This is a genomic window from Aeromonas sp. WP2-W18-CRE-05, from assembly GCF_014168615.1.
GTDB lineage: Bacteria > Pseudomonadota > Gammaproteobacteria > Enterobacterales > Aeromonadaceae > Aeromonas > Aeromonas caviae.
In genome coordinates this window covers 1,036,603-1,062,397 of record NZ_AP021917.1, presented here as the reverse complement: position 1 = coordinate 1,062,397, position 25,795 = coordinate 1,036,603, and the positions used below count along the sequence as shown (strand labels likewise).

The 25,795-nt window shown below is 61.8% G+C and carries 31 protein-coding genes, 1 tRNA gene and 1 other annotated feature; of the genes, 14 read left to right on the top strand and 18 right to left on the bottom strand.

Annotated features, from left to right (window positions below):
- Positions 1–10 precede the first annotated feature (10 nt).
- The 15 genes from H7R73_RS05295 to H7R73_RS05225 all read right to left on the bottom strand — a co-directional run bounded on the left by H7R73_RS05295 (position 11) and on the right by H7R73_RS05225 (position 12,357).
- Positions 11–553 (bottom strand): chalcone isomerase family protein, encoded by a 543-nt coding sequence (locus H7R73_RS05295; RefSeq protein ID WP_042864293.1) that lies wholly within the window; start codon positions 551–553, stop codon positions 11–13.
- Positions 510–728: a TIGR02450 family Trp-rich protein gene (locus tag H7R73_RS05290; RefSeq protein ID WP_042880015.1), complete on the bottom strand. Its 219-nt coding sequence runs from the start codon at positions 726–728 to the stop codon at positions 510–512. The genes H7R73_RS05295 and H7R73_RS05290 overlap by 44 nt, the downstream gene beginning before the upstream one ends.
- The gene (locus tag H7R73_RS05285; RefSeq protein ID WP_103260683.1) at positions 725–1,204 is read right to left on the bottom strand and encodes a DUF2878 domain-containing protein; all 480 of its coding nucleotides are present in this window, start codon (positions 1,202–1,204) and stop codon (positions 725–727) included. The genes H7R73_RS05290 and H7R73_RS05285 overlap by 4 nt, the downstream gene beginning before the upstream one ends.
- Before the next feature lie 2 nt (positions 1,205–1,206).
- The gene (locus H7R73_RS05280) at positions 1,207–2,463 is read right to left on the bottom strand and encodes an SAM-dependent methyltransferase (RefSeq protein WP_039041352.1); all 1,257 of its coding nucleotides are present in this window, start codon (positions 2,461–2,463) and stop codon (positions 1,207–1,209) included.
- Positions 2,464–2,569: 106 nt separating this feature from the next.
- Positions 2,570–3,349 (bottom strand): DUF1365 domain-containing protein, encoded by a 780-nt coding sequence (locus H7R73_RS05275; RefSeq protein ID WP_103260684.1) that lies wholly within the window; start codon positions 3,347–3,349, stop codon positions 2,570–2,572.
- Positions 3,346–4,605 (bottom strand): NAD(P)/FAD-dependent oxidoreductase, encoded by a 1,260-nt coding sequence (locus H7R73_RS05270; protein ID WP_182951548.1) that lies wholly within the window; start codon positions 4,603–4,605, stop codon positions 3,346–3,348. Before H7R73_RS05270 ends, H7R73_RS05275 begins: the two co-directional genes overlap by 4 nt.
- Entirely contained in the window at positions 4,602–5,336 is a 735-nt protein-coding gene (locus H7R73_RS05265) for an SDR family NAD(P)-dependent oxidoreductase (RefSeq protein ID WP_103260685.1), read from the bottom strand. The genes H7R73_RS05270 and H7R73_RS05265 overlap by 4 nt, the downstream gene beginning before the upstream one ends.
- On the bottom strand, positions 5,333–5,761 hold the full coding sequence (locus tag H7R73_RS05260; protein ID WP_010673320.1) for a nuclear transport factor 2 family protein: 429 nt from the start codon (positions 5,759–5,761) through the stop codon (positions 5,333–5,335). The genes H7R73_RS05265 and H7R73_RS05260 overlap by 4 nt, the downstream gene beginning before the upstream one ends.
- A 1-nt stretch (position 5,762) precedes the next feature.
- A complete protein-coding gene (gene phrB / locus H7R73_RS05255) occupies positions 5,763–7,187 on the bottom strand; it encodes a deoxyribodipyrimidine photo-lyase (protein ID WP_103260686.1) in 1,425 nt (474 codons plus the stop codon).
- Positions 7,184–8,071: a MerR family transcriptional regulator gene (locus tag H7R73_RS05250; RefSeq protein WP_103260687.1), complete on the bottom strand. Its 888-nt coding sequence runs from the start codon at positions 8,069–8,071 to the stop codon at positions 7,184–7,186. Before H7R73_RS05250 ends, phrB begins: the two co-directional genes overlap by 4 nt.
- Before the next feature lie 139 nt (positions 8,072–8,210).
- The gene (locus tag H7R73_RS05245; RefSeq protein WP_010673317.1) at positions 8,211–9,155 is read right to left on the bottom strand and encodes a YbgA family protein; all 945 of its coding nucleotides are present in this window, start codon (positions 9,153–9,155) and stop codon (positions 8,211–8,213) included.
- Between the two features lie 173 nt (positions 9,156–9,328).
- Positions 9,329–9,958, bottom strand: coding sequence for an outer membrane beta-barrel protein (locus tag H7R73_RS05240; RefSeq protein ID WP_039041374.1), 630 nt, complete (start codon positions 9,956–9,958; stop codon positions 9,329–9,331).
- A gap of 178 nt (positions 9,959–10,136) precedes the next feature.
- A complete protein-coding gene (locus H7R73_RS05235; RefSeq protein WP_042864298.1) occupies positions 10,137–10,691 on the bottom strand; it encodes a DUF3157 family protein in 555 nt (184 codons plus the stop codon).
- Between the two features lie 88 nt (positions 10,692–10,779).
- Entirely contained in the window at positions 10,780–11,610 is an 831-nt protein-coding gene (locus H7R73_RS05230) for a hypothetical protein (RefSeq protein WP_039041372.1), read from the bottom strand.
- Positions 11,611–11,757: 147 nt separating this feature from the next.
- Positions 11,758–12,357: an HAD family hydrolase gene (locus tag H7R73_RS05225; RefSeq protein WP_039041371.1), complete on the bottom strand. Its 600-nt coding sequence runs from the start codon at positions 12,355–12,357 to the stop codon at positions 11,758–11,760.
- Between the two features lie 191 nt (positions 12,358–12,548).
- Positions 12,549–12,682: a sequence feature (Phe leader region), on the top strand.
- A gap of 38 nt (positions 12,683–12,720) precedes the next feature.
- Between H7R73_RS05225 and pheA the strand changes: the two genes are divergently transcribed.
- Positions 12,721–13,893, top strand: coding sequence for a prephenate dehydratase (gene pheA / locus H7R73_RS05220; RefSeq protein ID WP_010673312.1), 1,173 nt, complete (start codon positions 12,721–12,723; stop codon positions 13,891–13,893).
- A gap of 624 nt (positions 13,894–14,517) precedes the next feature.
- On the opposite strand, the gene H7R73_RS05215 is transcribed toward pheA, so the two are convergent.
- Positions 14,518–14,943, bottom strand: coding sequence for an LPP20 family lipoprotein (locus H7R73_RS05215; RefSeq protein ID WP_010673311.1), 426 nt, complete (start codon positions 14,941–14,943; stop codon positions 14,518–14,520).
- A gap of 88 nt (positions 14,944–15,031) precedes the next feature.
- Positions 15,032–15,652, bottom strand: coding sequence for a FlgO family outer membrane protein (locus H7R73_RS05210; protein WP_010673310.1), 621 nt, complete (start codon positions 15,650–15,652; stop codon positions 15,032–15,034).
- A gap of 265 nt (positions 15,653–15,917) precedes the next feature.
- On the opposite strand from H7R73_RS05210, the gene H7R73_RS05205 reads away from it, so the two are divergent.
- The 5 genes from H7R73_RS05205 to H7R73_RS05185 all read left to right on the top strand — a co-directional run bounded on the left by H7R73_RS05205 (position 15,918) and on the right by H7R73_RS05185 (position 20,443).
- Entirely contained in the window at positions 15,918–17,069 is a 1,152-nt protein-coding gene (locus H7R73_RS05205) for a flagellar assembly protein FlgT (protein ID WP_039041370.1), read from the top strand.
- A gap of 50 nt (positions 17,070–17,119) precedes the next feature.
- Positions 17,120–17,196 (top strand) — tRNA-Arg (locus tag H7R73_RS05200).
- A gap of 235 nt (positions 17,197–17,431) precedes the next feature.
- Positions 17,432–18,382 carry a DUF932 domain-containing protein gene (locus H7R73_RS05195; RefSeq protein ID WP_103260688.1) on the top strand — a complete coding sequence of 317 codons (951 nt, stop codon included), beginning with the start codon at positions 17,432–17,434 and terminating at the stop codon, positions 18,380–18,382.
- A gap of 94 nt (positions 18,383–18,476) precedes the next feature.
- Entirely contained in the window at positions 18,477–19,466 is a 990-nt protein-coding gene (locus tag H7R73_RS05190; RefSeq protein ID WP_103260689.1) for a YqaJ viral recombinase family nuclease, read from the top strand.
- Positions 19,463–20,443: a recombination directionality factor gene (locus H7R73_RS05185; RefSeq protein WP_103260690.1), complete on the top strand. Its 981-nt coding sequence runs from the start codon at positions 19,463–19,465 to the stop codon at positions 20,441–20,443. The genes H7R73_RS05190 and H7R73_RS05185 overlap by 4 nt, the downstream gene beginning before the upstream one ends.
- Before the next feature lie 11 nt (positions 20,444–20,454).
- Here the strand turns inward: H7R73_RS05185 and H7R73_RS05180 are convergent, their stop codons facing one another.
- The gene (locus H7R73_RS05180; RefSeq protein ID WP_016349802.1) at positions 20,455–20,805 is read right to left on the bottom strand and encodes a helix-turn-helix domain-containing protein; all 351 of its coding nucleotides are present in this window, start codon (positions 20,803–20,805) and stop codon (positions 20,455–20,457) included.
- 220 nt (positions 20,806–21,025) lie between these two features.
- Here H7R73_RS05180 and H7R73_RS05175 point away from each other — a divergent pair, with 220 nt between their 5' ends.
- The 8 genes from H7R73_RS05175 (at position 21,026) to H7R73_RS05140 (ending at position 25,749) form a co-directional block, all read left to right on the top strand.
- Positions 21,026–21,346: a hypothetical protein gene (locus H7R73_RS05175; protein ID WP_103260691.1), complete on the top strand. Its 321-nt coding sequence runs from the start codon at positions 21,026–21,028 to the stop codon at positions 21,344–21,346.
- Between the two features lie 107 nt (positions 21,347–21,453).
- Positions 21,454–22,146 carry a hypothetical protein gene (locus tag H7R73_RS05170; protein WP_103260692.1) on the top strand — a complete coding sequence of 231 codons (693 nt, stop codon included), beginning with the start codon at positions 21,454–21,456 and terminating at the stop codon, positions 22,144–22,146.
- A gap of 64 nt (positions 22,147–22,210) precedes the next feature.
- Entirely contained in the window at positions 22,211–22,687 is a 477-nt protein-coding gene (locus tag H7R73_RS05165; protein ID WP_103260693.1) for a lecithin retinol acyltransferase family protein, read from the top strand.
- A gap of 26 nt (positions 22,688–22,713) precedes the next feature.
- A complete protein-coding gene (locus H7R73_RS05160; protein WP_103260694.1) occupies positions 22,714–23,139 on the top strand; it encodes a DUF2787 domain-containing protein in 426 nt (141 codons plus the stop codon).
- Positions 23,140–23,148: 9 nt separating this feature from the next.
- Complete coding sequence (locus tag H7R73_RS05155; protein ID WP_103260695.1) at positions 23,149–23,559, top strand: hypothetical protein; 411 nt, start codon at positions 23,149–23,151, stop codon at positions 23,557–23,559.
- The gene (locus H7R73_RS05150) at positions 23,552–23,809 is read left to right on the top strand and encodes a hypothetical protein (RefSeq protein ID WP_103260696.1); all 258 of its coding nucleotides are present in this window, start codon (positions 23,552–23,554) and stop codon (positions 23,807–23,809) included. Before H7R73_RS05155 ends, H7R73_RS05150 begins: the two co-directional genes overlap by 8 nt.
- A 111-nt stretch (positions 23,810–23,920) precedes the next feature.
- A complete protein-coding gene (gene radC, locus H7R73_RS05145) occupies positions 23,921–24,418 on the top strand; it encodes a RadC family protein (protein WP_103260697.1) in 498 nt (165 codons plus the stop codon).
- A 168-nt stretch (positions 24,419–24,586) separates the two neighbouring features.
- Positions 24,587–25,749 (top strand): IS3 family transposase gene (locus H7R73_RS05140; RefSeq protein ID WP_103259777.1). Its coding sequence is split into 2 segments (ribosomal slippage): positions 24,587–24,842 and positions 24,842–25,749, totalling 1,164 coding nucleotides; the frame shifts between segments, so codons are not numbered across the junction.
- The last annotated feature ends 46 nt before the right edge of the window (positions 25,750–25,795 follow it).

The window sequence follows — 25,795 nt, the reverse complement described above, 5'->3', positions numbered from 1 at the left end:
GAATACTCCATCAGGATTGGCCGCGCAGGCGGCGGGTCAGAGCGGGATCCCGGCTGTCGTCAGTCAGCCAGATAGCAAGAAACGCGGGGGCGAAGGCGGGATCATCAAGAGAGCCAAGGAGGCGATCTCGCAACCAGAAGTGGCCCGAGCCTTGCTCGTCCACATAAAAAACCAGCTTGTCGCCGGGGGCGACATCCGGCCAGAGCGTGGCCAGTCGAGCCAGCCAGCGTTGGCGCTCACTCTCGCTGCCAAGGCCGAGCCGCTGCCACTCGGCGGCGGTCGCCTCCAGCAAATCCTGGCGCTCGATGGCCCTCGCGTAGGTAATGCTGAGGGCCTGCGGGTAGCGCCCCGGCTGATAGCGACCGCTCTCGCTGTAGAGGGTGGCGTCATAGAGCTTGAACCAGAGCCAGCGCATCTCCCCCTGTCCCACGGTACGCAGCCCCTGCCAGGGGGCGGCAACGCTCTGGGCGGTCGCAAACAGTGGCAGGCTCAAGGCCGCCAGCAGCAGGCTAGTTCCACCCCATGTGCCAACGGGCGGGATCCTCCAGTTCATGCCAGTCCATCTCCTGTTCCTGCAGGGTGTTGATATCCTGCATCACCACGCTCGCCAGATGCCCCTGGGCATCGCGCTGGCAGGCCACCACCAGGTAGAAACGATCGGCCAGCTCGCACTGGCCATCCCTGGTCCACTTGGAAAACAACAAGGTGTCGGTCGAAAAGGTGTTCATCTCGTCTCACCCTCCAGCTTGACCGTTACCCATAGGAGTACGGGTAACCACCACATCCAGATCACCGCCAGCAGCACTGCGCTTGTCCAGATGCCCCAGGGTAAGTTTACTGCCCCCATGGCGGCCCCCGCCATATAGGAGGAGCCCCCCCCCACCATGCCGAACAGCCCCTGTTGCCAGCGCGGCAAGGGGCGAAGCCAGGGAAGGCCGTGGGAGAGGGTCAGGGCGAAACCGCACCAGAGCAGCAACAGCCAGAGCGGAAAACCGGACGGAAAGTGAAACAGGCCGAGGCGCCAGAGCAGGATGTCGAGCAGGCAGCCTGCCAGGGCGACCGGGATGAGGCGCCAGTCCTGCCCGCGGCGGGGGGAGAAGATGAAATGGAGCAGCAGCATCCCGAGCAGCGGGCCCGGTTGCTGCCATCTCACCGCCAGCAACCAGTAGAGGTTGAATCCCAGCAGGTGGGCCCACTGCCACATGATCAGCGACCGTGTGCCGGCAAGTCCCCGGACCAGCCATGGGGCCCCGGCTTGGCGGCCTCCAGTTGCACCAAGCTGATGGCCCGCTCCCAGAATCCCCCTTCACAGTAGGCGAAATAGAAGTGCCAGAGCCGGATGAAATCCTGGCTGTAACCGAGCTTGGGCAGCTCCGGGGCCAGCGCCAGGAAGCGTTCGCACCAGTGGGCCAGGGTACGGGCATAGTGGTGGCCGTGATCGTGCAGCCGTACCAGCTGCATGTCGGTCTCCCGCGCCAGCAGACCCGCCATCTGGGAGACGCAGGGCAGGCAGCCTCCCGGGAAGATGTAGCGCTGGATGAAGTCCACCCCGCGCAGATACTGGGCGTGACGCTGATCGGCGATGGTGATGGCCTGGATCAGCAGGCGTCCGCCGGGCTTGAGCAGGCGCGACAACTGGCGGAAATAGTCGGGCAGGAAGGCGTGCCCCACCGCCTCGATCATCTCGATGGAGACCAGCTTGTCATAGCGTCCCTCCAGCTTGCGGTAATCCTCCAGCAGCAAGGTGATGCGATCCCCCAGCCCCTCCCGCTCGATCCACGCCTTGGCATAGTCGTGCTGGGCCCGGGAGATGGTAGTGGTGGTGACCCGGCAGCCGTAGTGACGGGCCGCATAGACGGCGAGACCGCCCCAGCCGGTGCCTATCTCCAGCAGGTGGTCATCCGGCCCAAGCTCAAGCCGCTCACAGATGGTGCGCAGCTTGGCCTGCTGCCCCTCCTCCAGGGTGGCATCCGGGTGGGGATAGATGGCGCTCGAATACTGCATGTGATCGTCGAGAAAGCCCTGATAGAGGGTGTTGCCAAGGTCATAGTGGGCGGCGATGTTGGCGCGCGAACCGGTCAGGGTATTGCGATTGAACCAGTGGCGCACCTTGTTGAACGGGAAGCTGAGCCAGCCGAGGCGCCGTTCCAGGGCGTCGAGCAGCGGCAGATTGCGGGCCAGCAAGCGCACCAGTGCCACCGGCTCCGGGCTGGTCCAGAGACCCTCCACCCAGGTCTCTCCTGCGGCGATGCTGCCCCCCAGCAGCAGGCGGCGATAAAACGCCGGATCCTGCACCACCAGCTCGGCATGCAGGTCGCTGCCCGCCTTGCCGAAACGGTGGCACTCGCTGCCGTCGTGGAGCACCAGCTGGCCCTGCTCAAGGCGCGCCAGCAATTTGAGCAGCAGTTGCTTGGCCCCCTTGTCGATGAAAGAGGCAGAGAGGGTTGATTGAGCAAGTTCCATTAGCGGCTCTCCGAATGGGTCAAGAGTGGGGTCGTTCGGTTGGGATGAACCCGCACCATGGGCTGCTGACAACACCAGGAAGCGGAATTAAACGGGTGTGTCAGCGTCACGGGCGGCTCTCCGGATGGGTGAAGACGGGGGTGCGTTTGATAAAAAGGCGCAGGGCCTGCCAGTAGATCCCGAGCAGCACCTTCAGGGTCATCCAGGGCCAGCGAGCCAGCAGCGCCGCCAGCCCGCTGCGGCACCAGGGCGCGCGGCGCAGGGCCAGGGTGGCGTCAAACAGCTTGCTCTCACCGGATACGGGGTGACTCTCGATATGGATCAGCGCCTCCTCTTTCGGTGCCCGGATGCGCCAGTGGTAGCGCATCCCCAGTCCCATGAAGGGGGAGACATGAAAATCCTTGTCATGGGGGGAGAGCGCCGCCAGATCCAGCAGGTAGTAGTGGCGCTCGTTCCAGGGGGTATTGGAGACCTCCGCCAGCAGGTAGCGGGTCTCCCCCGCCCGATCGCAGAAGTAGAAATTGACCGGGCTGAAATAAAACCCGAGGCAGCGCACGTTGCCAAGGAGCAGCACCCGCCCGCCGGGCTCCGCGTCCCCCCCAAGGGCCGCCACCTTGTCCCAGACCGCCTGCTTGAGGGGCCCTTCGCTGCCCCGCAGATAGTCCTCGCGGCGAAACGAGAGCAGTCCGGCCCGCTCCACGGCAAACCAGCGCCCCTGCTCAAGCCCGGGCAGTTCGTCCAGATCCAGCCCCAGCATGAAGAGGCTGTATGAAAAAGCATGGGCCCTGGGGGCGAAGCGGCGATGGCGCACCGAGCCTTGCCAGATGGCGCTGATCCCCTCCCCCATTCCCTCGTCCCCTTGCGTCAAGGCTGCGGCGCCGCTCATAACTCGGCCCCGAAGCGTCTGGCCACGTCCAGGGCGCTGCGCACCCCGTCCTCGTGAAAACCGTTGTACCAGTAAGCCCCGCAGAAGTAGGTGCGCTGATGGCCACAGATCTCGCCTCGTCGCTGCTGGGCGGCGATGGAGCCCTGATTGAATACCGGATGATGATAGACGAAACGGCGCAACACCTTGCTCTCGTCCACCCGTCCACGGGGATTGAGGCTGACGCAGAAGGGCGCTGGGGAGCTCACCCCCTGCAGGATGTTCATGTTGTAGCTCACCAGGGGGCGCGCCCCGTCATCCTCACCGAGCTGGTAGTTCCAGCTCGCCCACGCCTTGCGGCGCATCGGCAGGCAGGAGGCGTCGGTGTGCAGCCAGACGTCGTTGGCCTGATAGGGCATGTTCCCGAGGATGGCCCTCTCTCCGTCGCTCGCATCCGCCAGCAGGGCCAGGGCCTGATCGCTGTGACAGGCGAAGATCACCTCGTCAAAATGGGCCTCCTGCCCCTGGCTGGTGACCACGACGCCATCCGCCACCCGGCGCACCGCCTCCACCGGGGTAGCGAGGCGGATGCGCGACTGCCAGCCCGCCGTGAGCGGCCCTATGTACTCTCGCGAGCCACCCGGGATCACATACCACTGGGGACGGTTCGCCACCTCCAGCAGCCCGTGGTTGGCGAAAAACCGCAGGAAGAAGCTCAAGGGGAAGGCACGCATGTCCGCCAGGGTAGAGGACCAGATGGCCGCCCCCATGGGCAGGATGTAGTGGCGGGCGAAATAGTCGCTGAATTTCCCCGACTGCAGGAAGTCCCCCAGGGTCAGCTCGGGGGTCAGCTCCCGCTGGCGATGCGCGGCCAGCCAGGCCCGCGCCTCCCGGTTGAAGCGCAGGATCTCGGCGACGAAGCGATAGAAGCGCGGGCTCAGCAGATTGCGGCGCCGGGCGAACAGGGTATCGAGGTTGTGGCCGTTGTACTCCATCCCCTCGGGACTCTTGACCGAGAAGCTCATCTCGGCGGGTTGGCGCCCCACACCGATGCGCTCCAGCAATTTGAGGAAGTTGGGATAGGTGCGGTCATTGAAGACGATGAAGCCGGTGTCGATGGCATAGTGGCGCCCAGCCTGTTCCACCTCCACGGTGGCGGTGTGGCCTCCCAGGGTCGGCGCAGCCTCGAACAGGGTGATGTCATGCAGCTTGTGGAGCAGAAAACCGGCGGTGAGACCGGAGATACCGGAGCCGACGATGGCGATCTTTTTCTTCATGAAGGGCGTCCTTTCGAAACGAGTGTGCGGCCAAGGCGCAGCCAGAGCCCCGTCGGCAGGGCGCCGAGCAGGCGCAGCAGCCAGATGAAGCGACGGGGAAAGTGGATCTGGTGGCGACCGGCGGCAAGCCCCGTCATGATGGCGCGGGAAGCCTCTTCCACCGTCACCAGGCAGGGCATGGGAAAATCATTCTTGTCGGTGAGCGGCGTCTGCACGAAGCCCGGGCGGATCAGGGTCACCCCGATGCCCTTGCTGGCCAGATCCAGGCGCAGCGTATTCGCCAGATAATCGAGGGCCGCCTTGGAGGCGCCATAGGCCTCCGCCCGTGGCAGGGGCAGCCAGCTCACCGAGGAGCTGACGATGGCAAGCCGTCCACCCGCCCCCAGCCGTGGCAGCAAGGCGGCCAGGGCGTTGCCGGTGGCGATGAGGTTGGTCTCGATGACCCGGGCAAACAGGGCGCCGTCAAAGCCTTCTGCCGGATCCATGTATTCACAGTTGCCCGCATTGAGAATGAGCAGGTCGAGGGCGGGCAGGCTCGCGGCCACCCCGGCCATGGCGGCGCTGTCGCGCGCATCGAATCGCAAAGGGGTGATCCCCAGGTCGGCCAGTGCCTGCAAGCGCACCTCGTTCCGGCCACAACCCCACACCTGCCAGCCGGCGCGCCGATAATCCAGCGCCAGCTGGCGGCCGATGCCCGAGGTGGCCCCGGTGATCAGCACCCGGCCGCTCATGTCCCCAGCCTCCCCTTGATGGCCCGTACCACGGGCCCCAGTAGCGGCAACTGCTCGTAGAGCATGGCCCCGAGATCGAAGTAGTCCCGGTGCAGGCACACCTTGCCCCAGGAGTCGAACGTCAGCCGGGTGGCCCCCTCCACCCTGACGGCCCGGCCACCGGCAATCCTGGGGTGGGAGAAGGTCATGACCCAGGCGAGCCAGGCTTCGTTGCCCGACTGCTGCTGACTCGTTATCTCGAAACTGCACTGGGCAAGGCGCTCATATAGGGAGGAAAAGTAGCGGGTGAGCGCGGCCAGCCCCTCTATCCGGTGCGCAGGATCGATGAAGAGCACCTCATCGGCATAGACCTCCGGCAAGCGGTGCAACTGATGCTTGTCCAATTGCAGGTAGAGGATGACAAAGCGGGCCAGCGCGTCATTCATGCTAGTTTTTCTCCAGTTCGCGGAACATCTCGATGGCCCTCACCCGTGCAACGGCATGATCCACCATGGGGGCCGGATAATCCTGCCGCCCCTTGAGCCGCAACCAGTCGTGGGGCTCGTGGAGATAGGCAGCAGGCACATCCGCCAGCTCAGTGACCCAGGTACGAATGAACTCCCCTTGTGGATCAAATCGTTGCCCCTGGGTGGTGGGGTTGAAGACCCGGAAATAGGGCGCCGCATCGGCCCCGGTCCCCGCCGCCCACTGCCAGCCGCCATTGTTGGCCGCCAGATCCCCGTCGATGAGCCGACTCATGAAGTAGTCCTCCCCGAGCCGCCAGTGGATGTGGAGATCCTTGGTGAGGAAGCTCGCCACTATCATCCGCAGCCGGTTGTGCATCCAGCCGGTGGCGTTGAGGCAGCGCATGGCCGCATCGACCACGGGATAGCCGGTGCGCCCCTCGCACCAGGCGGCGAAGGCATCCGGATCCCAGCTCCACGGCAGGGCCGCCGTCTCCGGCTTGAAGGGGCGGTTCATGGAGAGGCTCGGGATCAGCACCAGCAAGTGGCGGTAGAACTCGCGCCAGATGAGCTCGTTGAGCCAGACAAAACCGGGTTGGGCCTTCGACTGGGGCCGGTAGCCGAGACGCTGCTGCAGTGCCCCCACGCACTGGCGGGCACTGATGATGCCCGCCGCCAGATAGGGGGAGAGCACGGAGGTGCCCGCCAGCGCCGGAAAGTCCCGGGTCTCGCCGTAATCGAGCACCGCCTGATCCAGAAACGCGTGCAACCGGCGGCTCGCCTCGGCCTCCCCCACCGGCCAGCGGGTGTCCGGCGTCAGATCCCCCAGCCCGTCGTCCACCCACTCCCGCTCGGCCAGGGGCAGCCACGGCAACGGCTCGCCGCGTGGTGCGGGGGCACGGTGAATGACGAAGCCATCCTCCTCGAGAGCCTTGAGCCAGGCGCGGCTGAAGGGGGTGAAGACCTTGAACATCTCCCCCGACCCGGTCAGCACCCGACCGGGCGGCAGCACGCAGCAGCCGTTGAACCAGTGGCTGGTCAGGCCCTGCTCACCCAGCGCGGCGCTGACGGCGTGGTCGCGGCGCAGCTCGTCGATCTCGATGGCCTGGTTGGCGTAGAGCTGGCTCACCCCGAGATCCCGGCAAAGCGCCGTCAGCGCCGTCGGCACCTCGGCAAAGGTCTCGACCCGCAGCAGATGAAGCGGAATGCCGAGGGCCGCCAGCTCGCGGCCCATGGCATCCACCTGTGCCAGCATGAAGCGCTGGCGGACCGGGGCCAGCTTGTGCGTCTGCCACTGGGTCGGCGAGACGATGAAGAGTGCGGCGACCGGTTCATCTCCGGCGCAGGCGTGGCGCAGGGCCGGGTTGTCGGCCAGACGCAGATCGTTGCGAAACCAGACCAGCCTCATGACGGTGTTCTCCCGCCCTTGCCCTTCGCCTTGGCAGTGCGGGGCGTCACACTGACCTCTGCCAGGGTGGCGTGCCAGTTGCGGGCACGCCGCCACGGCTCATCGTAGAGGCGTCCCAGCTCGCCAAAGAAGCGGGTACCCGCAGGCCATTCGGCTGCCTGGTCCTGCTTGCCGAGCCCAGCCCCCAGCAGGATCAGCCAGGGGGGAGTGGCGCGCCCCTCCAGCAGGGTGGCATGGCGGGGCTCCACCGCCCCCAGCAGTTGCACCTCATAACCCTGACCGATGAGCTCATACGCAGCCCAGACCAGATCCAGCGGCCCCACCTGCCCCCAGCTTGCCAGGGTGACGGGGACGCCCTTCTCCTGCTCGATGAGGTGGCGGGCGAAGCGGGTATGCAGCCAGCCGAGCCACACCTGTTGCAGCAGCTCGCCATCGGGGCGCTCGCGCCACAGCCCCAGCAGCCGCTCCACCAGGGGCTGCAGCACCCGGCTGCGCACCAGCTCGAAGGGGTAGCTCGCCAGCAGATCGCCAAGCTCGGCCTCCGCCTTGCGCTGGTTGAAGGCGAGCAGCGCCTGGCTGAACTGCTCCAGGGTCTGCTGCCAGTGATCGCTCACTGGCGCACTCTGGGGCTCGCTCAGCAGCCCCTTCACCTGACCTATGCTCACCCCCCGCTCCAGCCAGCTCAGGATCTCGCCTATCTGGCGGATATCCTGCTCGCTGTAGAGGCGATGGCCCTTCTCGGTTCGGGCCGGTTGCACCAGCCCGTAGCGGCGCTGCCAGGCGCGCAGGGTGACGGCGTTGACGCCGGTGAGACGGGAGACCTCGCGAATGGGGTAGACGCCCTCGTCGGGGAGAGGCGCGGCTGCTTGTGATTCATCAGACATGAGAGAGTCCATCAGACGTTGGGAAGAGGCCCCGGTCATCCACCGGGGCCTGCACAGGGGGTTCAGAGCCCGTAGCGCAGCTTGAGCGTGTCGGGATCAAGGTCGAGGTAGGCCTGATCGGCCAAATCCAGCCACACCTTCACAGCCCGTAACGCAATTTCAGCGTGTCGGGATGGGGATTGAGGTACACCTGCTCGGCGAGATAGGGGTTCGGGTACTCGCGCAGGTAGTGGCGGATCAGGGTAAGGGGTACCAGCAACGGGAAGACGCCGGTGCGGTACTTGTCGATGGTGTCGCACAGCTCCTGCTTCTGGGCCGGGGTCAGCACCCGCTTGAAGTAGCCCTGCAGGTGCATCAGCACATTGGTGTGGCTGCGGCGGTTGGCCCGCAGGGTCAGCGCCGCCATCAACCCCTGGATGTAGCTGTCGGCCACCTCCTGCAAGTTGGCCTTGCCAAGGTTGGCGAGCAGGCGCCCCAGCGCCCGGTAGTGGGTGGTGGCGTGGGAGAGCACCAGGTACTTGTAGCGTGAATGGAAGCGGATCAGGGCTGAGGCGGTGATCCCTCGGGCGCAAAGCTGCTGCCAGTCGTGGTAGGCGAAGACCCGCAGCACGAAGTTCTCCCGCAGGATGGGGTCGCACAGGCGGCCATCTTCCTCCACCGGCAGCAGGGGGTTGGCCTCCATCAGCGCCTTGGCGAAGAGGCCGACCCCCTCCTTGGCGCTCCCCTCGTTGTTGGCGCCATAGATGCGCACCCGCTCCATGCCGCAGCTGGGGGACTTGGCGCAGAGGATGTAGCCGGAGAGGAAGTCGAGCTGGCGTGCCTTCTGCTCGCTGAAGGCAATCAGCTTGTCGGTAACGTCGAAGCTGCCGTTGCTTGCCTCGGCCCGCACCTCGCCCTGGCGCTTCACCAGCCGGATGGCGGCGCGGGGTGCCCCCAGGCCAATGGCCATCTCGGGGCAGACGGGGTGATAGTCGAAATGGGCACCCAGATCCCGTTCGCAGAAACTGGATCGTTTGTGGCCCCCGTCGAAGCGCACTTCCTGGCCGAGCAGACAGGCACTGATACCGACCTTGATCTTGTACATGATGAAGCCCCTTGTATAAGCCTTGAGTAAGTTATAGCAGTTATACAAAAGATTGGAAGCCGTATAACTATTGCGAACTGATACGGCCAGGGGGCGGCGGGCGGATCAGCCCCCATAAAAAAAACCCATGACCGAAGTCATGGGTAAAGGTGAAGACCCTGCAGGAAGGATGATCAGAAGCTGTATTTCACACCCAGGCTGGAGATGGAGCCTTTTTGCAGATCCCAGTTGCGATAGGTGTAGTCGGCGGTGAGGGCCAGGTTCTGGGTCAGCTTGTAGGCCGCCCCCGCCTTGAAGTCGTGCATGTCGTCGGTCATGTTGGCGTAGCGATAGCCGGTGGAGAGCTCGACGGCGCCGATGTCGTAGCGCAGGCCCACTTCTCCGTAGAGGCTGCCGCTCTTCTTGCGGGCCAGGGTATCCCAACCGGAGTGGTTCACGTCGGAGGCCAGCTCCCGTTCCAGGCTGTAGCCCATCAGGCCGGTTTCACCGTAGAGGTTCAGGCCGGTGCTGAGGGGGGTGTAGACACCCATCCCCAGGCTGGAGATGGCCATGCTGTCGTTGCCGCTGCTGCGGGAGGTGTATTCGCTGCCGATCCGGCCATAGACATTGCTGGTGAAGCTCTTGGAGAGATCCAGGCTCAGGCCGCCGAAGTCGCGGTTCTCCCCATCCTTGCCACCGATGTAGTCAGACTTGGTGTGGGCCCAGGTGGCAGAGCCCTTGGCATAGCTGAAGGCATCTTGCGCCAGGACGGAGGTGGAAGAGAGACCGGCCAGAACCAGAACAGACAGTGCGATCTTTTGCATTTTGTTGACTCCATGGGTTGAGTTAGGCGGACCTAACTGGAATGGAGCCATTGTGACGGGCAAAGGGGGCAACGCCGAGGAGCAAGCTGTTGCCAAACCATGTCAGATGTAAGCGGATATTGCTGGCGGTTACCGGTGCAACACTCTGCGGGGGAGCGAGGGCTCCCCCGCCGTCATCCTAGCGGAACTCCACCTCGTCGATCTGCACCCGCACCAGCGGCTTGCCGGTGAGGCCGGCGGGTCGTGCCAGCTCTATGGCCCGGGAGGCGCGTGCCTCCCCCTTGCGCAGGTAGGAGTCAGGCAGGCGGTTCTCCCCGACCCAGAAGCGCACGGGCTCGGTCGAAAGCTGCACCCCGTCGGCGCTGAACAGGGTCAGGCTGCCGTTGACGCGCACCACGTTGCGACTGCCGGTGTTGCTCACCACGAACTGCAGGCTGAGGGGATCGTCCCCCGCCACCTGGTCCAGCTTCACCGTGATGCCGTCCCGGGTCGCCTGGGAGAGCAAGTCGGGATGGGCCATGGCCTGCTCGGTCAGCACCGGGGCCGCGACACTCGCCGTCACTGCCTGACCGGCTACCGTGGCTGCCGGCTTGACCAGCAGGTATTCCCAGGTGAAATCGTCATTGAGTTGCACCTGGCGACCATCCGGCAAGGTGATCTGGTGCAGGGGAGCCGCCTCGGCCAGCAGAGGGCACAGACAGAGGGCGACCAGCAGTCGGGAGAGGGGTTTCATGGGCAGGCACTCGATAAAGGATGCGAAGGGGGCAGTATAAAGAGTCGTGCCCTCCTTGCCTATGACCCCCCTCACGTTACGCCCCGGCTCAGATGACCAGGGGGTGGGGATCCTCCAGCGTGGCCAGATCCAGGGTCACCAGATCGAACTGGGCACTCCTGAGGGCCTTCTGGATGGTGGGCTGCATGTCGAACACCAGGGCCCGCAGCCGTTCGGGCACCCGGATCCTCGCAAGGGTGGTGACCCTGTCACCCAGGGTATGGAAGAAGACCTGGGCGCCCCCCAGCCCCATGTCCACCAGCATCTGCTCGGCCATGTCGACCATCCGCAGGTGGCGCCTGTCCAGGGAGGTCATATCGACAAACCGCCGGCTCAGGCAGGCCTCCCCCACGTCTCCCCAGAGCGCCAGTTGCCGCTGGTGAAAGCCGTAGCGAAAATCCCGGTTCGTCATCCCCTGCTCGGCAAAGATCCAGAGGGTGTTGGCGGGCAGGCTGTGGAATCGGCGCAGGTACTCCCGCTTCTCCTCCACCGAGGCCGACATCAGCAGCGGCGGTCCCTCTTCATGTTCGAGCTGCTGGCAGAGATAGCGCACCGGGTCGGTCACCTCGGCGAGGTGGCCCAGGTGGGCGCTGAAGATCATCTCGTCGGTCTTGAGCACCTGATGGGGGATGCCGTAGTGCCGGCAGTAGCGCTGTGCCCTGGCCACCGACTGGCGGCTGAGGGTGGGGTTGTCCAGGGTGATGGCGCGAAATCGCACCCCGCTGGCCCGGCACAGATCCATGCTGTAGCAGGATTCCAGTCGGCCGGAGAAGGAGACAAGCAGTTCGCTGTAACCGGCCAGGGTGTTGATGAGCCTCTGTTCCCTGGCTTGAAAGGTCTGATCGTATCCCCGATTCAGCGCAACGACATTGGCATCCATAACAACAACTCCGGATGATGAACTGGATACCATTTTGCCCGCCCCAAGCTGAATATACACTTAAAGAGTGCGGGTAAAACTGTACATTATTTGCTCCAAATCAACGCTTCCCCCACTTTTTTCGCTGCGAAGCGAAACTGGCTCCCCTCAGGCAGGCAACAACCCCTGAGCGATCAGATGCGCCCGGCACCGGGCCGGATCGGTGAAGATCAGCCCCCGCAGACCGAGCGCCTCGGCCGCCGCCACGTTGGCCGGGCTGTCGTCGATAAAGAGGCACTCCCCAGCCTTGAGGTCGAACGACACCAGCAGATAGCGGTAGATGTCGGGCTCGGGCTTGAGCATCCGCACCCGGGCCGACACCACCTTGCCGCTGAAGAAGCGCCAGAAGGACTGATGCTGCTCCAGCCAGTCGATGCTGGCGTGCCCCATGTTGGAGAGGGCATAGAGGGTGTGGCCTGCACCGTGCAGTTCTTCGATGAGCGCCACCATGTCGGGATCCGGCACAAGGGAGGGCGGCACCGCCTGCAAGATGGCCAGATTCTCCGCCATCGACAGGCCGGTGCGCCCCTGCGCCTGACGGGCCATGGTGTGCAGGGAGAGGGTCCCCCTGTCCACCTCCAGCCAGTCCGGGTGGTTGAACAGCTGCTCCGCGATCGCAGTCGCCCCCTCGGGTCCGCGCACCCCACTCACTATGGCCACCGGATCCCAGCGCACCACCACCCTGCCCAGATCGAAGATCACCGCCATCGTCTCGTCCCCTCTATGTGTTGTTGCCACGGATGTGGTCACGGCGGTTGCCATAAACAGGGACCAGAACGACACTCACTCTCCCCCGGCAACCCGAGCCACCACCCTGCCCCGTTCAACGCCCCCGGGCAAGTTTTACTTGCATCGCACCGCCAAATCCCTTAATGGTTATGGCGTTACATTCAGGACACGCCCATGAACACACCATTCTTCTTTGTTTTCTCGTTTACCCGGCCCACATGAGGGAAGGCCCGTCGTCACGTGAACCATTCGCGTAAACAGAAACCAAAGACGAATCGAGCCTCCCCAGCGGAGGCTTTTTTTTGCACCACACACCACAGAATCACTGGATAGGGAACCACCATGGCAACGCTCGACGAGATCAGACACGACATCACCCAGTTGGATCAGGAGCTGCTCGCCCTGCTGGCCAAACGCAAGACCCTCAGCATCGAGGTCGCCCGCGCCAAGCAGGCCAATCCCCGTCCCATCCGTGACCACCAGCGCGAGCAGGACTTGCTGGTCGCCCTGATCCAGAAAGGGCGCGCCCTCGGACTGGATGCCCAGTACATCACCCGCATCTACCACACCATCATCGAAGACTCCGTGCTCTCCCAGCAGGCCTACCTGCAGAGCCTGCTCAATCCCCAGCAGCAGGAGCCCATGACCAGCGTCGCCTACCTGGGACCGCGCGGCTCCTACTCGAGCCTGGCCGCCCGCAAGTACCTGGCCCGCTACAAGGATCAGGTGATCGAGGTGAACTGCCAGAACTTCCGCGAGGTGCTGGACACCGTGGAGTCGGGCCGTGCCGCCTTCGGGGTGCTGCCCATCGAGAACACCAGCTCGGGCTCCATCAACGAGGTGTACGACGTGATGCAGCACACCACCCTCTCCATCGTGGGTGAGCTCACCTATCCCATCGAGCACTGCATCCTCACCGCCGTGCCCACTGAGATCGAACGCATCAAGACCTTCTACGCCCATCCCCAGGTGTTCCAGCAGTGCTCCCATTACCTCAGCAAGCTGGAAGGGGCGCGCCACGAGATCTGCGACTCCTCCTCCAGCGCCATGATGAAGGTGAAGGAGCTGGCAAGCCCGGAAGCGGCGGCCATCGGCAGCGCCGCCGGCGGCGAGCTCTACGGCCTGGATGTACTGGCCGAGCAGCTCGCCAACCAGAAGGAGAACTACAGCCGCTTCATCGTGGTGGCGCGCAAGCCCATCGACGTGGCGCCCCAGATCCCGGCCAAGACCACCCTCATCATGTCCACCTCCCAGAAGCCGGGCTCCCTGGTGGAGGCGCTGCTGGTGCTGCGCAGTCACGAGATCAACATGACCAAGCTGGAATCCCGCCCGGTGCAGGGCAACCCCTGGGAGGAGATGTTCTACCTGGATGTCTCCGCCAACCTGCAGACCCCGGCCATGCAGGCCGCCCTGCTGGAGCTGACCAAGATCACCCGCTACATCAAGGTGCTGGGCTGCTACCCGAGCGAAGACGTCAAGCCGACCGCCGTGCCGCCCGTCTTGATGGGCAGCTGATGGGGAGCGGATCCCGCCCCTGCCACACAAAGGCGAGCCCCGGCTCGCCTTTGTGCTCTCTGCGCCCTCCCCGTGAGACGCGGCCCAGTCCCGCCCTTCCCTTCCGGCGTTAAACCGCCCTCCACCCCCTTCCTCGTGGACCCGGGATCCTGGCGCGGCTGTCTTTCCACTCACCATCAGGCCATCTTCCTCCCGTGGCGGCCCCCTTTTGCCGCCTGCCGGGCCTCTCTATTGTTTGGCTTTATTTAACGACATGGTGATATCGTTAGGTTTCCCTAAACAAAAAAGGCCGCCATTCCGACCCCCGGGCACCTCTTGTGCGATCTCAGCCCCGTTTTTCCTCGCCACAGGCCGGATCCCGCCCGGCCCATCAACTCCGTTTCTCCTGCCGAAGACCAGTTACCGCCCAAGACGCCAAGCCCGTTTATCCTCCCCAGGCGCTATACCGCCCACGCGCCAACCCCGGTTACCCTCACCGCAGGCCCTATGCCGTCCAAGGCGCCAACCCGGTTATTCCCCGCAGATCCGAGCCCCTTCCCGACCAAACAAAAAGGCGAGCCTGCGCTCGCCTTTGTCTGTGCCGTGATGAACGCCCGGCTCATGCCGGCGCCCCCCGGACACACCCTAGAACTGGCCCGCCATCAGCTGGTTCAGGTGATAGAGGTTGCGGGTGTCGAGCTCCAGCTCGGTGGCATAGGTGTTGCCACGGGGATAGGTCGCCACCACCCGGGCGCCGCGCACCATGCCGGCCACCGACACATCCAGGGAGTTGGAGGTCTGGGTCAGATCCTTGTAGCTGCTCTGGCCGCGCACCTGCTGGCCATTGAGCTGCTCCGCCAGCTCCCGGTAGGCGTCCATCTTGGAGGCGCGGATCGCCTGCAACATCTTCTCGGACTGGGAGGGACCGGGCTGGATGTCAATCACCGCATAACCCACCGCCTTGAGCACCGGGAAGTCATCGGGCTTCTCGCCCACGTCATAGTTCACCACCCGGTTGCCACTGCACGCCGTCAGCAACATGGCCATCAGGCAACCCAACAAGATTTTCATCGCTGTTTCCCCGTTTTCCTGTTCACCACACCCGATGTTTCACGGCTCAATGTCAGCCAGCCCGCTTCACGCTTCATGACGCGCCACCTCAAGGGGTCAGGTTGACCAGATGGCCGGACGGGCTCTGGCCCCCCCGCATCAGGTAACCGCGATTGATGGAGGCCCGGCCAAAGGAGTTGCTGGCACCGGACAAATATTGTTTCGGGATCAGGCTCTGGGCCGTGGTCTCCACCATCTTGGTGCGCAGATCGATGATGCGGGCGTTGACCAGGATCCCCTGCTGATTGCGGCTGAAGGTGCCGGTCAGGATGCGGGAGATGGGCAGCCGGGACGAGAGATCCTTGTAGTTGCGGCTCATCACGAAGTCCCCCTGCGGGGTCACCTGGATGTTGCCCGTGGTCTTGAAGTCCACCACCACCTCACCGCGCCGGTTCAGCTCGTAGATGAAGCTCTCCTCGATCTGCTGTCCCATCCAGTTGGTGTCCTTCAGGGTGTCGAGATCGACAAAGGAGGCGACCGCAATGGGCTCGGTCAGGGTCGTGAGGGACTTGCGCTCCATCAGCTGATCCGTCATGCGGGCCACCAGCCAGTTGAGCTCCATCCCCTTCGCCGCCTGGCGAGGGTCTCCCAGCTCCCGATTGATGGGGTCGGCCGACCCGCAACCGACCAATGCCAGCGCCACCGCCAGCACCGTGATAACTCTCTTCATGGATACCTTTCCTGTATCTGCACCTGACCTGTTATCGGTCGCAACCGCCAACACTTGAGGCGGGAATGCGCGCAGGATCCTCGATGATCCCCGGGCAAAGGCGCGCACTGTGCCACCGGAGCCCGCCGCGCGAGCTCCGGCCAGGGAAGAAGGCATGGTTCTTGCTTTTATTTGGTCACCCGCTCCGGTCCAGACCGGATCTGTGTCCAGGATCCCTGACCCGCCCCACCGGCGGCAGCGGGGTCGCCCACTCAAGGTGTTTGTTATGAAAGTTTCGCTGCTGTTCACCCTGCTGCTGGCCAGCCTGTCGGCCAGGGCCGAACTTATCGAGGCCCAGGGCAGTGCCGCCATTCTGGGGGGCGACGAGGTCTACGCCCGCGAGCAGGCGACCCGGGATGCCCTGCGCCAGGCGCTGCTGGCCAGCGGCGCCTCCGTCTCCAGCATCCAGCGCCTGGAAAACGGCAGCCTGCGCTCCGAGCAGATCCAGATCCGCTCCGGCGGCGACATCCGCCAGTACCGCCTCAAGCGCGAAGAGGTGCGCAACGGCCGCATGTACATCACCCTCGTGGCCGACATCCAGGCGGAGCGGCAGATCTGCCAGACCCAGCACTACGCCAAGGATTTGACGCTGGTGCGCCTGCGCATGCGCTACCCGGACCAGGCGAGCACCGGTGCCCTGGACGACATGCCCGCCGATCTCTCCCGCCGGCTGTTTGAAACCCTGGCGACGACGCCCCAGGTGGTCGCACGCCAGTGGCTGGACGAGAACCTGCGCATCGACCCTCTCCATCTGCAACAGGGGGATCGCAGCGCCCTCGAGGAGATCAAGGCCCTGAGCCTGCGCACCGACAGCCAGTATCTGGTGCTCGGCAGCATCGACGATCTCTCCCTCGAGCCCCAGGGCAACGCCCTCACCAGCTGGTATGAGGATCCCGTGCGCAATTTCTCCATGCAGCTCTACCTGTTCGACGGCATCAACGGCAGCCTGCTCGGCCGCAAGGAGTACAAGGGCCGCGCCAACTGGACCTTCTCCAAGCGGGAACAGGTGGGCAGCAGCGGCGGCCAGTTCTGGCAGTCGAGCTTTGGCCAGGAGGTGGGCTACCAGTTGAAGGAGGCGGCCCAGGACATCGCCGCCGAACTCGCCTGTGCCCCCGTCACCGCCCGGATCGTGGCCCAGCACGAGCGCGGCCCCCACATCAACCTGGGCCGTCGCAACGGGGTCAAGCTCGGGGACCAGTTCCGGGTCCAGCACAGCGCCGACTTCGTCGACCCCTATGGCAAGTCCAGGGTGATGCGCAACCCCGCTGACGGTCTGTTCGAGGTGGTGCAGGTGTTTGAGGATGGCGCCATCATCAGCAGTCAGAACAAATATTCGCCGTTCAATGTCCAAATCGGTGATCTGGCCGTATTGGAATAGGAATCAAGGGTTTAAAAGCACAATGCTTCTTGTATAATGCCCGCCACAAGGTTCCCGTAGCTCAGCAGGATAGAGCGGTCCCCTCCTAAGGGACAGGCCACTGGTTCGACTCCAGTCGGGAACGCCATACAAAACAAGGGGTTGGCATCGTCATGGTGCTAACCCCTTGGTCGTTTTTGGCCTCGTACCCCTCTACGTACCCCTCCAGTGCAGTTCATTGCACAACACCATCATGCTGTAAAGCCCCTTAAAATAATGAGAATTCAATAGCAAATAAATCCTATTCAATAAACTTTCAAACCTACATCCCCCCCATGAGTTAGCAGGCTGAATGTCTGCATTTCACAATTCTTGGAGGAGATATGGCTCACCTGATTGACACCATGGCCTACACCGGCCAAACCCCTTGGCATGGCCTTGGCAATGTCTTGCCCCCACAACAATCCCTCGATATCTGGCTGCAAGCAGCCGGGATGAATTGGACCATCGAGCAGAGCGACGTGATGTTTAACGTCGCCTCCGATGCACTGCATATCCGACCCTACAACGACAGCAAGGTACTTTACCGCTCCGATACCCTCGCCCCCTTGTCGGTGGTCTCAAGTCGCTACAACGTGGTACAGCCTCACGAGGTGCTGCACTTCTATCAAGATCTGGTGGAAGCCGGTGGCTTTGAGCTGGAAACAGCAGGCTCGCTTAAAGGCGGCCGCAAGCTGTGGGCTCTGGCTAAAACAGGTCAGGACCTAAAGCTCAAAGGCAATGACTTGGTAAAGTCCTATTTGCTGCTGGCGACCAGCTGCGACGGCACGCTCTGCACCACGGCGCAGTTCACCTCGCTGCGGGTAGTCTGCAACAACACCCTGCAGATGGCACTGCGCGGCGCTACCGGTGCCATCAAGGTGCCCCACTCTACTCAGTTCGATGCAGCTGCTGTCAAAGAGTCGCTCGGGCTGGGGCTCTCTCATTGGGATGAATTTAAGGCGCAGACCAAGGCGCTGGCACAGCGGCCCGTGGCCCCTGAAGAGGCACTGCGCTTTTTCAGCGACCTGTTGGCGCAACCGCTGGATGAGGAGAACATCATCCTCACCAAGCCGGTACAACGGCTGCATGAGCTCTATCAGGGCGCAGGCATGGGCTCAGAACTTGTCAGCTCCCGCAATACCGCCTGGGGGCTGGTCAATGCGGTAACGGAATACGTGGATCACCATCGCCGTGCTCGCAGCCAGGATCACCGGCTTGATTCCGCCTGGTTTGGTCAGGGCGCCCAACTCAAATCCCAAGCCCTGAATCAGGCACTCACTCTGCTGCAGTAATTCCTCTTTCCCAATTCAGCCGCATAACGACCTCACCCGGACTGGCGCAAGCCAATCCGGGCGTAGCCATTTATGCCGTCAACAAGGAGTCGTCATGAAAGCAAAAGCCAAATACGGCCAGGCCCTACGACTGGCCTCCACTACTCAATTAACCCGCGAGCAGTGGCTCGCTATCCGCAAGCTCGGCATTGGTTCTTCCGATGCCGCCGTGGCTGTGGGGCTCCCCCCCTACAAATGTCCACTCAGCCTGTGGTTGGAGAAGACTGGCCGCAAGGAGCCGGAGGATATCTCTCACAAGGAAGCGGTGCTGTGGGGCATCGAACTGGAACCTGTGCTGGCGCAGGTCTACGCCAAACGCACCTGCTATAAGGTGCGCCGGGTCAATGCAGTGCTGCAACACCCCGAGCAACCCTTCATGCTCGCCAACCTCGACCGGGAAGTAGTCGGCCATCCCGATGGACCGGGCATTCTGGAGATCAAGACCGCCAGCTATCACAGCGCCCCCCAGTGGGAGGAAGGAGTGCCGGTGGCTTACCAGTGTCAGGTACTCCATCAACTGGCCGTCACCGGCCATGCCTGGGCCGAAGTGGCTGTGCTGATCGGCGGCCAGGACTTTCGGATTTACCGCATCGAGCGCGATGAGGAGAAGATCCTGGATCTCACCGAACGGGAAGCGCAGTTCTGGCAGATGGTGCAACAAGACCAGCAGCCTGAACCTGATGGTTCCAGTGATGCCGCCAATGCCCTGAGCTGGCTCTTTCCCCGTGATGATGGTCAGACGGTGGATCTCTCCGATTCTCCCGAGTTCAACCAGCTGTTTGGCGAGCTACTGCGCTTGCGTGAGCAGAAAGAAGCGGTCGAGCTACAGGAGTCGCAACTCAAGCAGCGGCTGCAAGCCACTTTGGGTGAAGCGACAGCCGGGTTGTTTGCCGATGGCAAGATCACCTGGAAGCGCAGCAAAGATCGGCTGGCGCCGGATCTCGATAAGCTCGGTCAGGATCATCCCGACTTGCTTACCCGTTACGTCAAACCGGTGCCCGGCGTGCGCCGTTTCACCATTCAACCCTTGAGGCAAACACCATGATCAAAGGACTGGCGATAACCCCGCCCGTGATTGGGCGGGTCTGCATCGGCAAGCTGGTGCAAAAACAAGATAAGTGGGTACCGGAGAAGGACGACAGTTTCACCCTCACCACCCAGATACAACAAAAAGGGGGATGGTTGCTCCATCCCCTGCATCAACACTACTCATCGCAAAAGAGTGGCCAAGGGCAGGAGCAGACCAAGATCCGCGCCATTCCGGTACGGGTGCTGTTCAACGATAGCGACTTGAATCTGCGGGCGGAATATAGCGCCTTTGACCGTCAAACCGGCAGGCCGCTCTGTGTCGGGAATGGGGAGGTGGCGAGACGTGTGGGGGCGCAAGGCATGGAGGAAGTCAGCTGCCCTGGACCAGAGCACTGCGCCTTTGCAGGGCAACAGGGCTGCAAGCTGTACGGACGACTGAACCTGTTTGTGGAGGGGCAAGGGGATGAGCTGGGTAGCTTTATCTTCCGCACCACCGGCTACAACTCGGTGCGCACTCTGGCGGCTCGACTGAAGTACCTGGAGGCTGTGAGCGGGGGCCATACCCGCTATCTGCCGCTCACCCTGCGGTTGCGGGCCAAGAGCACCACCCAGTCCTACCGCACACCGGTCTACTACGTGGATTTAACCTTGCGGGAGGAAACCAACCTGACTGAGGCAGTCAGGCAAGCACAGGAGGCGGCCCAGCGTGACCAAGAGGCGGGGCTCGCTATCGACAATATGGAGCAGGCCGCTCGTGACTTGCTACGTAACGGCCAGTTTGAAGATATCGATGAGGAGGTGCCGATGCTGTTGGAGGAGTTCTATCCCGAAACCAACAACGACGAGACGGCGAATGGTAACACTGGTGTGGAGGCGACTACTTCGCATGCCGCACCGCAAAGCCAAGCAACCAGAACACCGCAGAGGCCACAACCAAGAAGGAGTCCGCTCACCAACAAATTGGGGAAAGGGGACCCATCCCCTCCCCAGTGAATGGTGGATGATCAGCGGGGACGCGCCAACCGCTCCACCAACCGCTCTACCGTTTCCAGCAACAGAGTTCGGTCAGCATCATCGAGCCGGGCCAGTTGCTGGCTCAGCACAATGCCCTGTTCGGTCGGGCGGTTACTGGTCTCGCGTAGAAAATCCGCCAGCTCACAACCAAACAATTGAGCGAGCTCCGCCAACCGCACCACAGTCGGCACCACTATTCCCCGCTCCATCCGGGAGACAGCTTCCATCCCAATATTGAGGTGTTCAGCCACCTGCTCCTGGGTAAACCCGGCCTGGTTACGCTGACGCCCAATCGCCTTACCCACGTTCTTGGCTAACTGCTCAAAGTTGATATCTGTCATAAGTCCTCCAACCAACTCTTATGGTTGGGTATAGACCTGTTGACATGAAGAACTCTGAAAGGCGAGGATCAACCAAATGAGTTGACAGTGGTGTTTTAGCGTGGGATTTCAGAACGAAAGTAAATCCATCAACCAATACTCCACAACCCTCATTTCCCGATGATTAACCACCGCATGGCCACGGGAAATGAAAAGTCATTTTTATCCATAAGGAGACATCATGAAACGTTACTTTGTTATCGCGGGCCTGCTTTTTCTGGCCCTGACCATCAATATCGCTTGGACGGGTAAAGCTCCTTGGCTCGGATTCTGGGGGCTAACCGCCACCTTCGTGTTCGGCACGCTCTTCACTGGCATTGGCATGTGTATCGGGGAGTGGTTTCGCCGCTTTACTCACCCCGACTGGATCTCGACCAGCGGTGCAGTCGAGACCTTCAAGGCCAAAGTGTTTTGGCTGATGGGGCCACAGGCAATCGGAGCGCTGATCGGCTTTTTCGCCTTTCAAGGCTTTATGAACAATATCCTCGGCTATGCCGTGTAAGGAGTGTGGGATGAATCAATGGATGATTGCCCTGCTGGGCTTGCTGCTGGCATGCAGTACTGGCGTTTGGAGACCATGGCCGCTGGAACGATGGGTGGGGTCAGGGGGTGACGGAGTATTCGGCAACGGTTGATGACGCGACCTATCTCTACCTCTCGTGCCGGATGGGCCAGCTTAATGGCATCACGCTCAATCAGTCGGGACAAGCAGCTACGAACAACGTCAGTTTGCGCATCAATGGCCATACCTACCCGCCGCTGCCGAGCATGGTGGCAGGGAATGACAACAAGGCGTTCTATGACATGTGGGCCGCGCTGCGATCTGCTACGTCGCTGCAAGCCATCACCCAAGATGGCCGAACCGTTGAGCTGCCGGTAGCGGGTGTACAAGAGACCCTACCTGCTGCGACAGATGCCGCTTTCGGTTGTGCCTTCCCGACTCCGGAGCCTGAGCCAGCTGCCGCCCCCTTGAACTTTGAGCTTCGCGTACAACAGGGCGTACTGCAGGTCGTCTCTCGTAATGAACCGGTCACGATTAAAGACATCACCATCAACCGTGGCCAGTGTCAGTTAGACCGAGAAGTGCCGAGCAATGATTGTGTCAGCGGTCGTGTGAAATGGAGTTCTTGTCTCGACAGTAAAGGCAGGCTGAAGCCAGATTACGTCAAGCGGCAGGTTTTCCCTGTTGCAATCAACTTTGGACAGCAAGCTCGGTTCACTATCAAGTCAGCATCGCAGTGCCGGGTGCTGGAGGTAGTTATTCATACCGACCGGGGAGACGCTGGTTACACCTTCGAATGAGCCAGACTCCACTTCGCTATGCCCGGTCTCGTACCGGGCTTTTTGTTTTCTAAAAGGAGCAGAGATGCAACCTGGTGACCATCTGGTCGTAAGCCGATGGGGCTATGACCATCACGGCCTCTACGCGGGCAATAACCAAGTCATCCACTATACCGGGCCTTTCTCGAGTGAAGGCCCGGTGACTGGGCGGATTATTGTTTCATCGTTGGAGATATTTACAGGCAATAGCGACTGCTACCGGCGTGAATACAGCCACCGTTACTACAGTCCGAGCGAAAGCCTGGCGCGAGCGTATCAACGGCTGGGAGAGCGGGCCTACAACCTGCAGTTCAACAACTGCGAGCACTTCGTGACCTGGTGTATCCAGGGTGTGCACCACAGTGAGCAGGTAGACCAGGCGTGGAGTAGCGTCCTGCTGGCCATCACGCTTGCACAAACGCCCCTGCCGCCGATCCGCACCACCGTGCCTACGTTCCCCGCACTACTCACACAGCTCACGAACAAGCTGCCAACCTGGCTAATGCCCTGGCGACTGCGCTAGTCCCAACCCTTTATTCGGAGAACACCATGACCATTCCCTTTTTCCGGGACGACTTTGCCCTGCCCGTAGCCCAAGCATTGCTGGTTCTGCTCAACCAGGAAGTCGCTAAAACCGAGCTCAATCTTGAGCGCTTAACCCAACTGACTTTCAACTTTCGCAATCCCGGCTACAGCGCTGAGCAAGGCGGCGTGCGCCCAGTCGAGATCCGCCTGATCCGTGGGCTTGATGGCTGGCTATTCGATTACGTCACCGATTTCAGTTATCAGGGGCTGGGCTCGGATGCCGAGCTCAGCAAGGAGCTCGATTTCAACTTCCTCGATGGGGAACACACCATGCTGGGCTGGGGGCCTCTGCGGCTGGCCGAAGCGCGGGAATTGTACAACATCTGGCAAAGCAACTTCATTGCCTACTGCCGGTTGGAATGCTTCAGCGTCACGATCGCAGGAGATTAGGAGGACACAATGAGACAAGAATTAGCGCTCTCCCACTACACACGCCAGTGGCTGGGACGAGTCGCCACCAGCGCCAAGCTAACCCCCACCCACAGTGGTCAGCGTTGGCTGCTTCACCTGACACCGGATAGCCCATACTTCCGCACAGTCACCCTGCAAGTCCGTTGGTCCGGGTCGCAGTGGCAACTGCTCTCCCTCACCAATGCTGAGGACTGGCACACCATGAGTCAGCCGAGAGATGAGATCTGCATCGACCCCAAGCGCAATTGCTTCTGGCATTGCCAAACAGGGTCGGTGCCGCTCACCGAGCAACCCCACGTGCTGGCAAGCTTCTTGGCTGACCTGCAGCGCATCTGCATCCATCGCGGCTATCGGGTAGAGAGTGACCCCATTCAGCAACAGGAGAATAAAGATGATTAATACCATGATCGCTATCGAGTTGGAGGCTTACCTTGATCACCATGGCCAGGTTGAAGTGGTGCATGACCAAGGCCCGCCAGTGAACGGTTATGCCCTCTACCTGCGCTATGAAAACGAACATGGTGACGCACTGGCGCAATGGCTGTGCGATCATCCGGATCACCGCTGGCTAACCCAGTTAGGCACCATGCTCGCCACCAGTTACCACATTCCGCTGCACGACTACACCCCGCACACCTTGGCGGCCTGAACACAGCCAACCAAGCCTGCGGTCACACCCCATTCAGTAACCCATTAACCAAATAGCTCGCCAACCCTGCCGCATCCAACGCGGTGGGACGATGGCGTATGGAGCACAATCATGTTGCACCACAAACTGATCGCCGGGGAAATCCCCGGCACCTACCAGGTGACTGACCTTGTCACCGACGATGACCTGCTCACCATCGCCCAAGCCGTTGCCCGCCAGAAACTCGCCAAGGGCACAGCTCTCACCGATAAATACCTGGCACAGCAAGCGCTGCAAGGGCTGCTGCAAACACGAGACCGCGAAGTTTTTGCAGCACTGTTCCTTGATAACCAACACCGGATCCTAGCCTACGAGGAGCTGTTCCTTGGCACCCTGTCCGCTGCGACCGTCTACCCCCGCGATGTCGTCAAGCGGGCACTGCACCACAATGCTGCCGCCCTGATGCTGGTGCATAACCACCCGTCGGGATACCCGGAGCCCAGCCGAGCAGATATCGAAATCACCCACCGATTGCAGAGCGCGTTAGAGCTGGTCGATATCCGCACTCTGGATCATTTAGTGGTTGCAACAGAGGGAATTGTGTCGCTAGCAGAACGGGGGCTACTATGAACCTTCCATCTGGTCATAGCCCATCGATGTGGTTAAGGATGATATCGTGGTTAAGCATGGGGTTTATCTGTTTGGTATTAGCTGGTCCAGAACAGAGATCTGTAGTGGTCTAATCATCCCGGACACCATTTTAGGTGGTACAGTCGCCACCATGACTTGAGGTGTTCAATGACAAGATTACGTCGCTCATTTACTGCTGAATTCAAACTCGAAGCCGCATCCCTGGTACTCGACCAGGGATACTCTGTCCCCGAAGCCAGCCGTTCACTGGATGTCGGTGAAACCATACTTCGCCGATGGGTTCAGCAGCTTCAATCCGAACGAACCGGCACCACCCCAATCGGCAAGGCGCTGACCCCGGAGCAGCAGAAAATCCAGGAGCTGGAAGCCCGCATCAACCGGCTCGAGCGCGAAAAGGACATTCTAAAAAAGGCTACGGCTCTCTTGATGACGGACGAGTTCAAACGTACGCGCTGATAGACCGATTAAGAGAGCAAGCCCCTATCACTCTGGTCTGCTGTGCTTTCGATGTTCCAACATCCTGTTTTTACGACTATCTGGCCCGCAAGCGGACGATTAACCGTGAGCGGATGCAGCAACGCAGCGAGTTGCGCCGTTTGTTCAAAGAGAGCCGGAACTCAGCGGGCAGCCGCGCCTTGATGTCGATGATGCGAGAGCTGGGGCATCAGATTGGCCGATTCAAAGTGCGCAGTCTGATGAAGGAGGTCGGTCTGGTATCCAAGCAACCGGGCGCTCATCGCTATCAGGTCGCCCGGTCTGAACGACCGGATATTCCCAATCTGCTGGCCCGTGAATTTGATGTCCAGCAGCCCAATCAGGTGTGGTGTGGCGATATCACCTACGTCTGGGCAGGTGGTCGTTGGAATTATCTGGCGGTGGTGCTCGACCTTTATGCCCGCCGAGTCGTGGGCTGGGCGATGTCTGACAAGCCTGATGCAGAGCTGGTAATAAAAGCGCTCGAGATGGCCTATCAGCAGCGGGGTTGCCCATCAGGTGTGCTGTTTCACTCCGACCAAGGCAGCCAATATGGCAGCCGGGCATTTCGGCAGCGGCTGTGGCGCCATCGCATGACCCAGAGCATGAGTCGGCGTGGCAACTGTTGGGATAATGCACCGATGGAGCGGTTGTTCAGGAGTCTGAAGACAGAGTGGCTCCCGACAACGGGATATATGAACCTGCGGGAGGCGAAGCGGGATATCAGCTATTACCTGATGGATTACTACAACTGGCGGCGTCCACATCAACACAATGACGGGAGCGCGCCAGCAAAAGCCGAGGATCGGCCTAACCAAGTGTCCGGATTTAGTTGACCACTACAATCATCCCTAAGAAACCGCACCACGCCTCGCTAATATG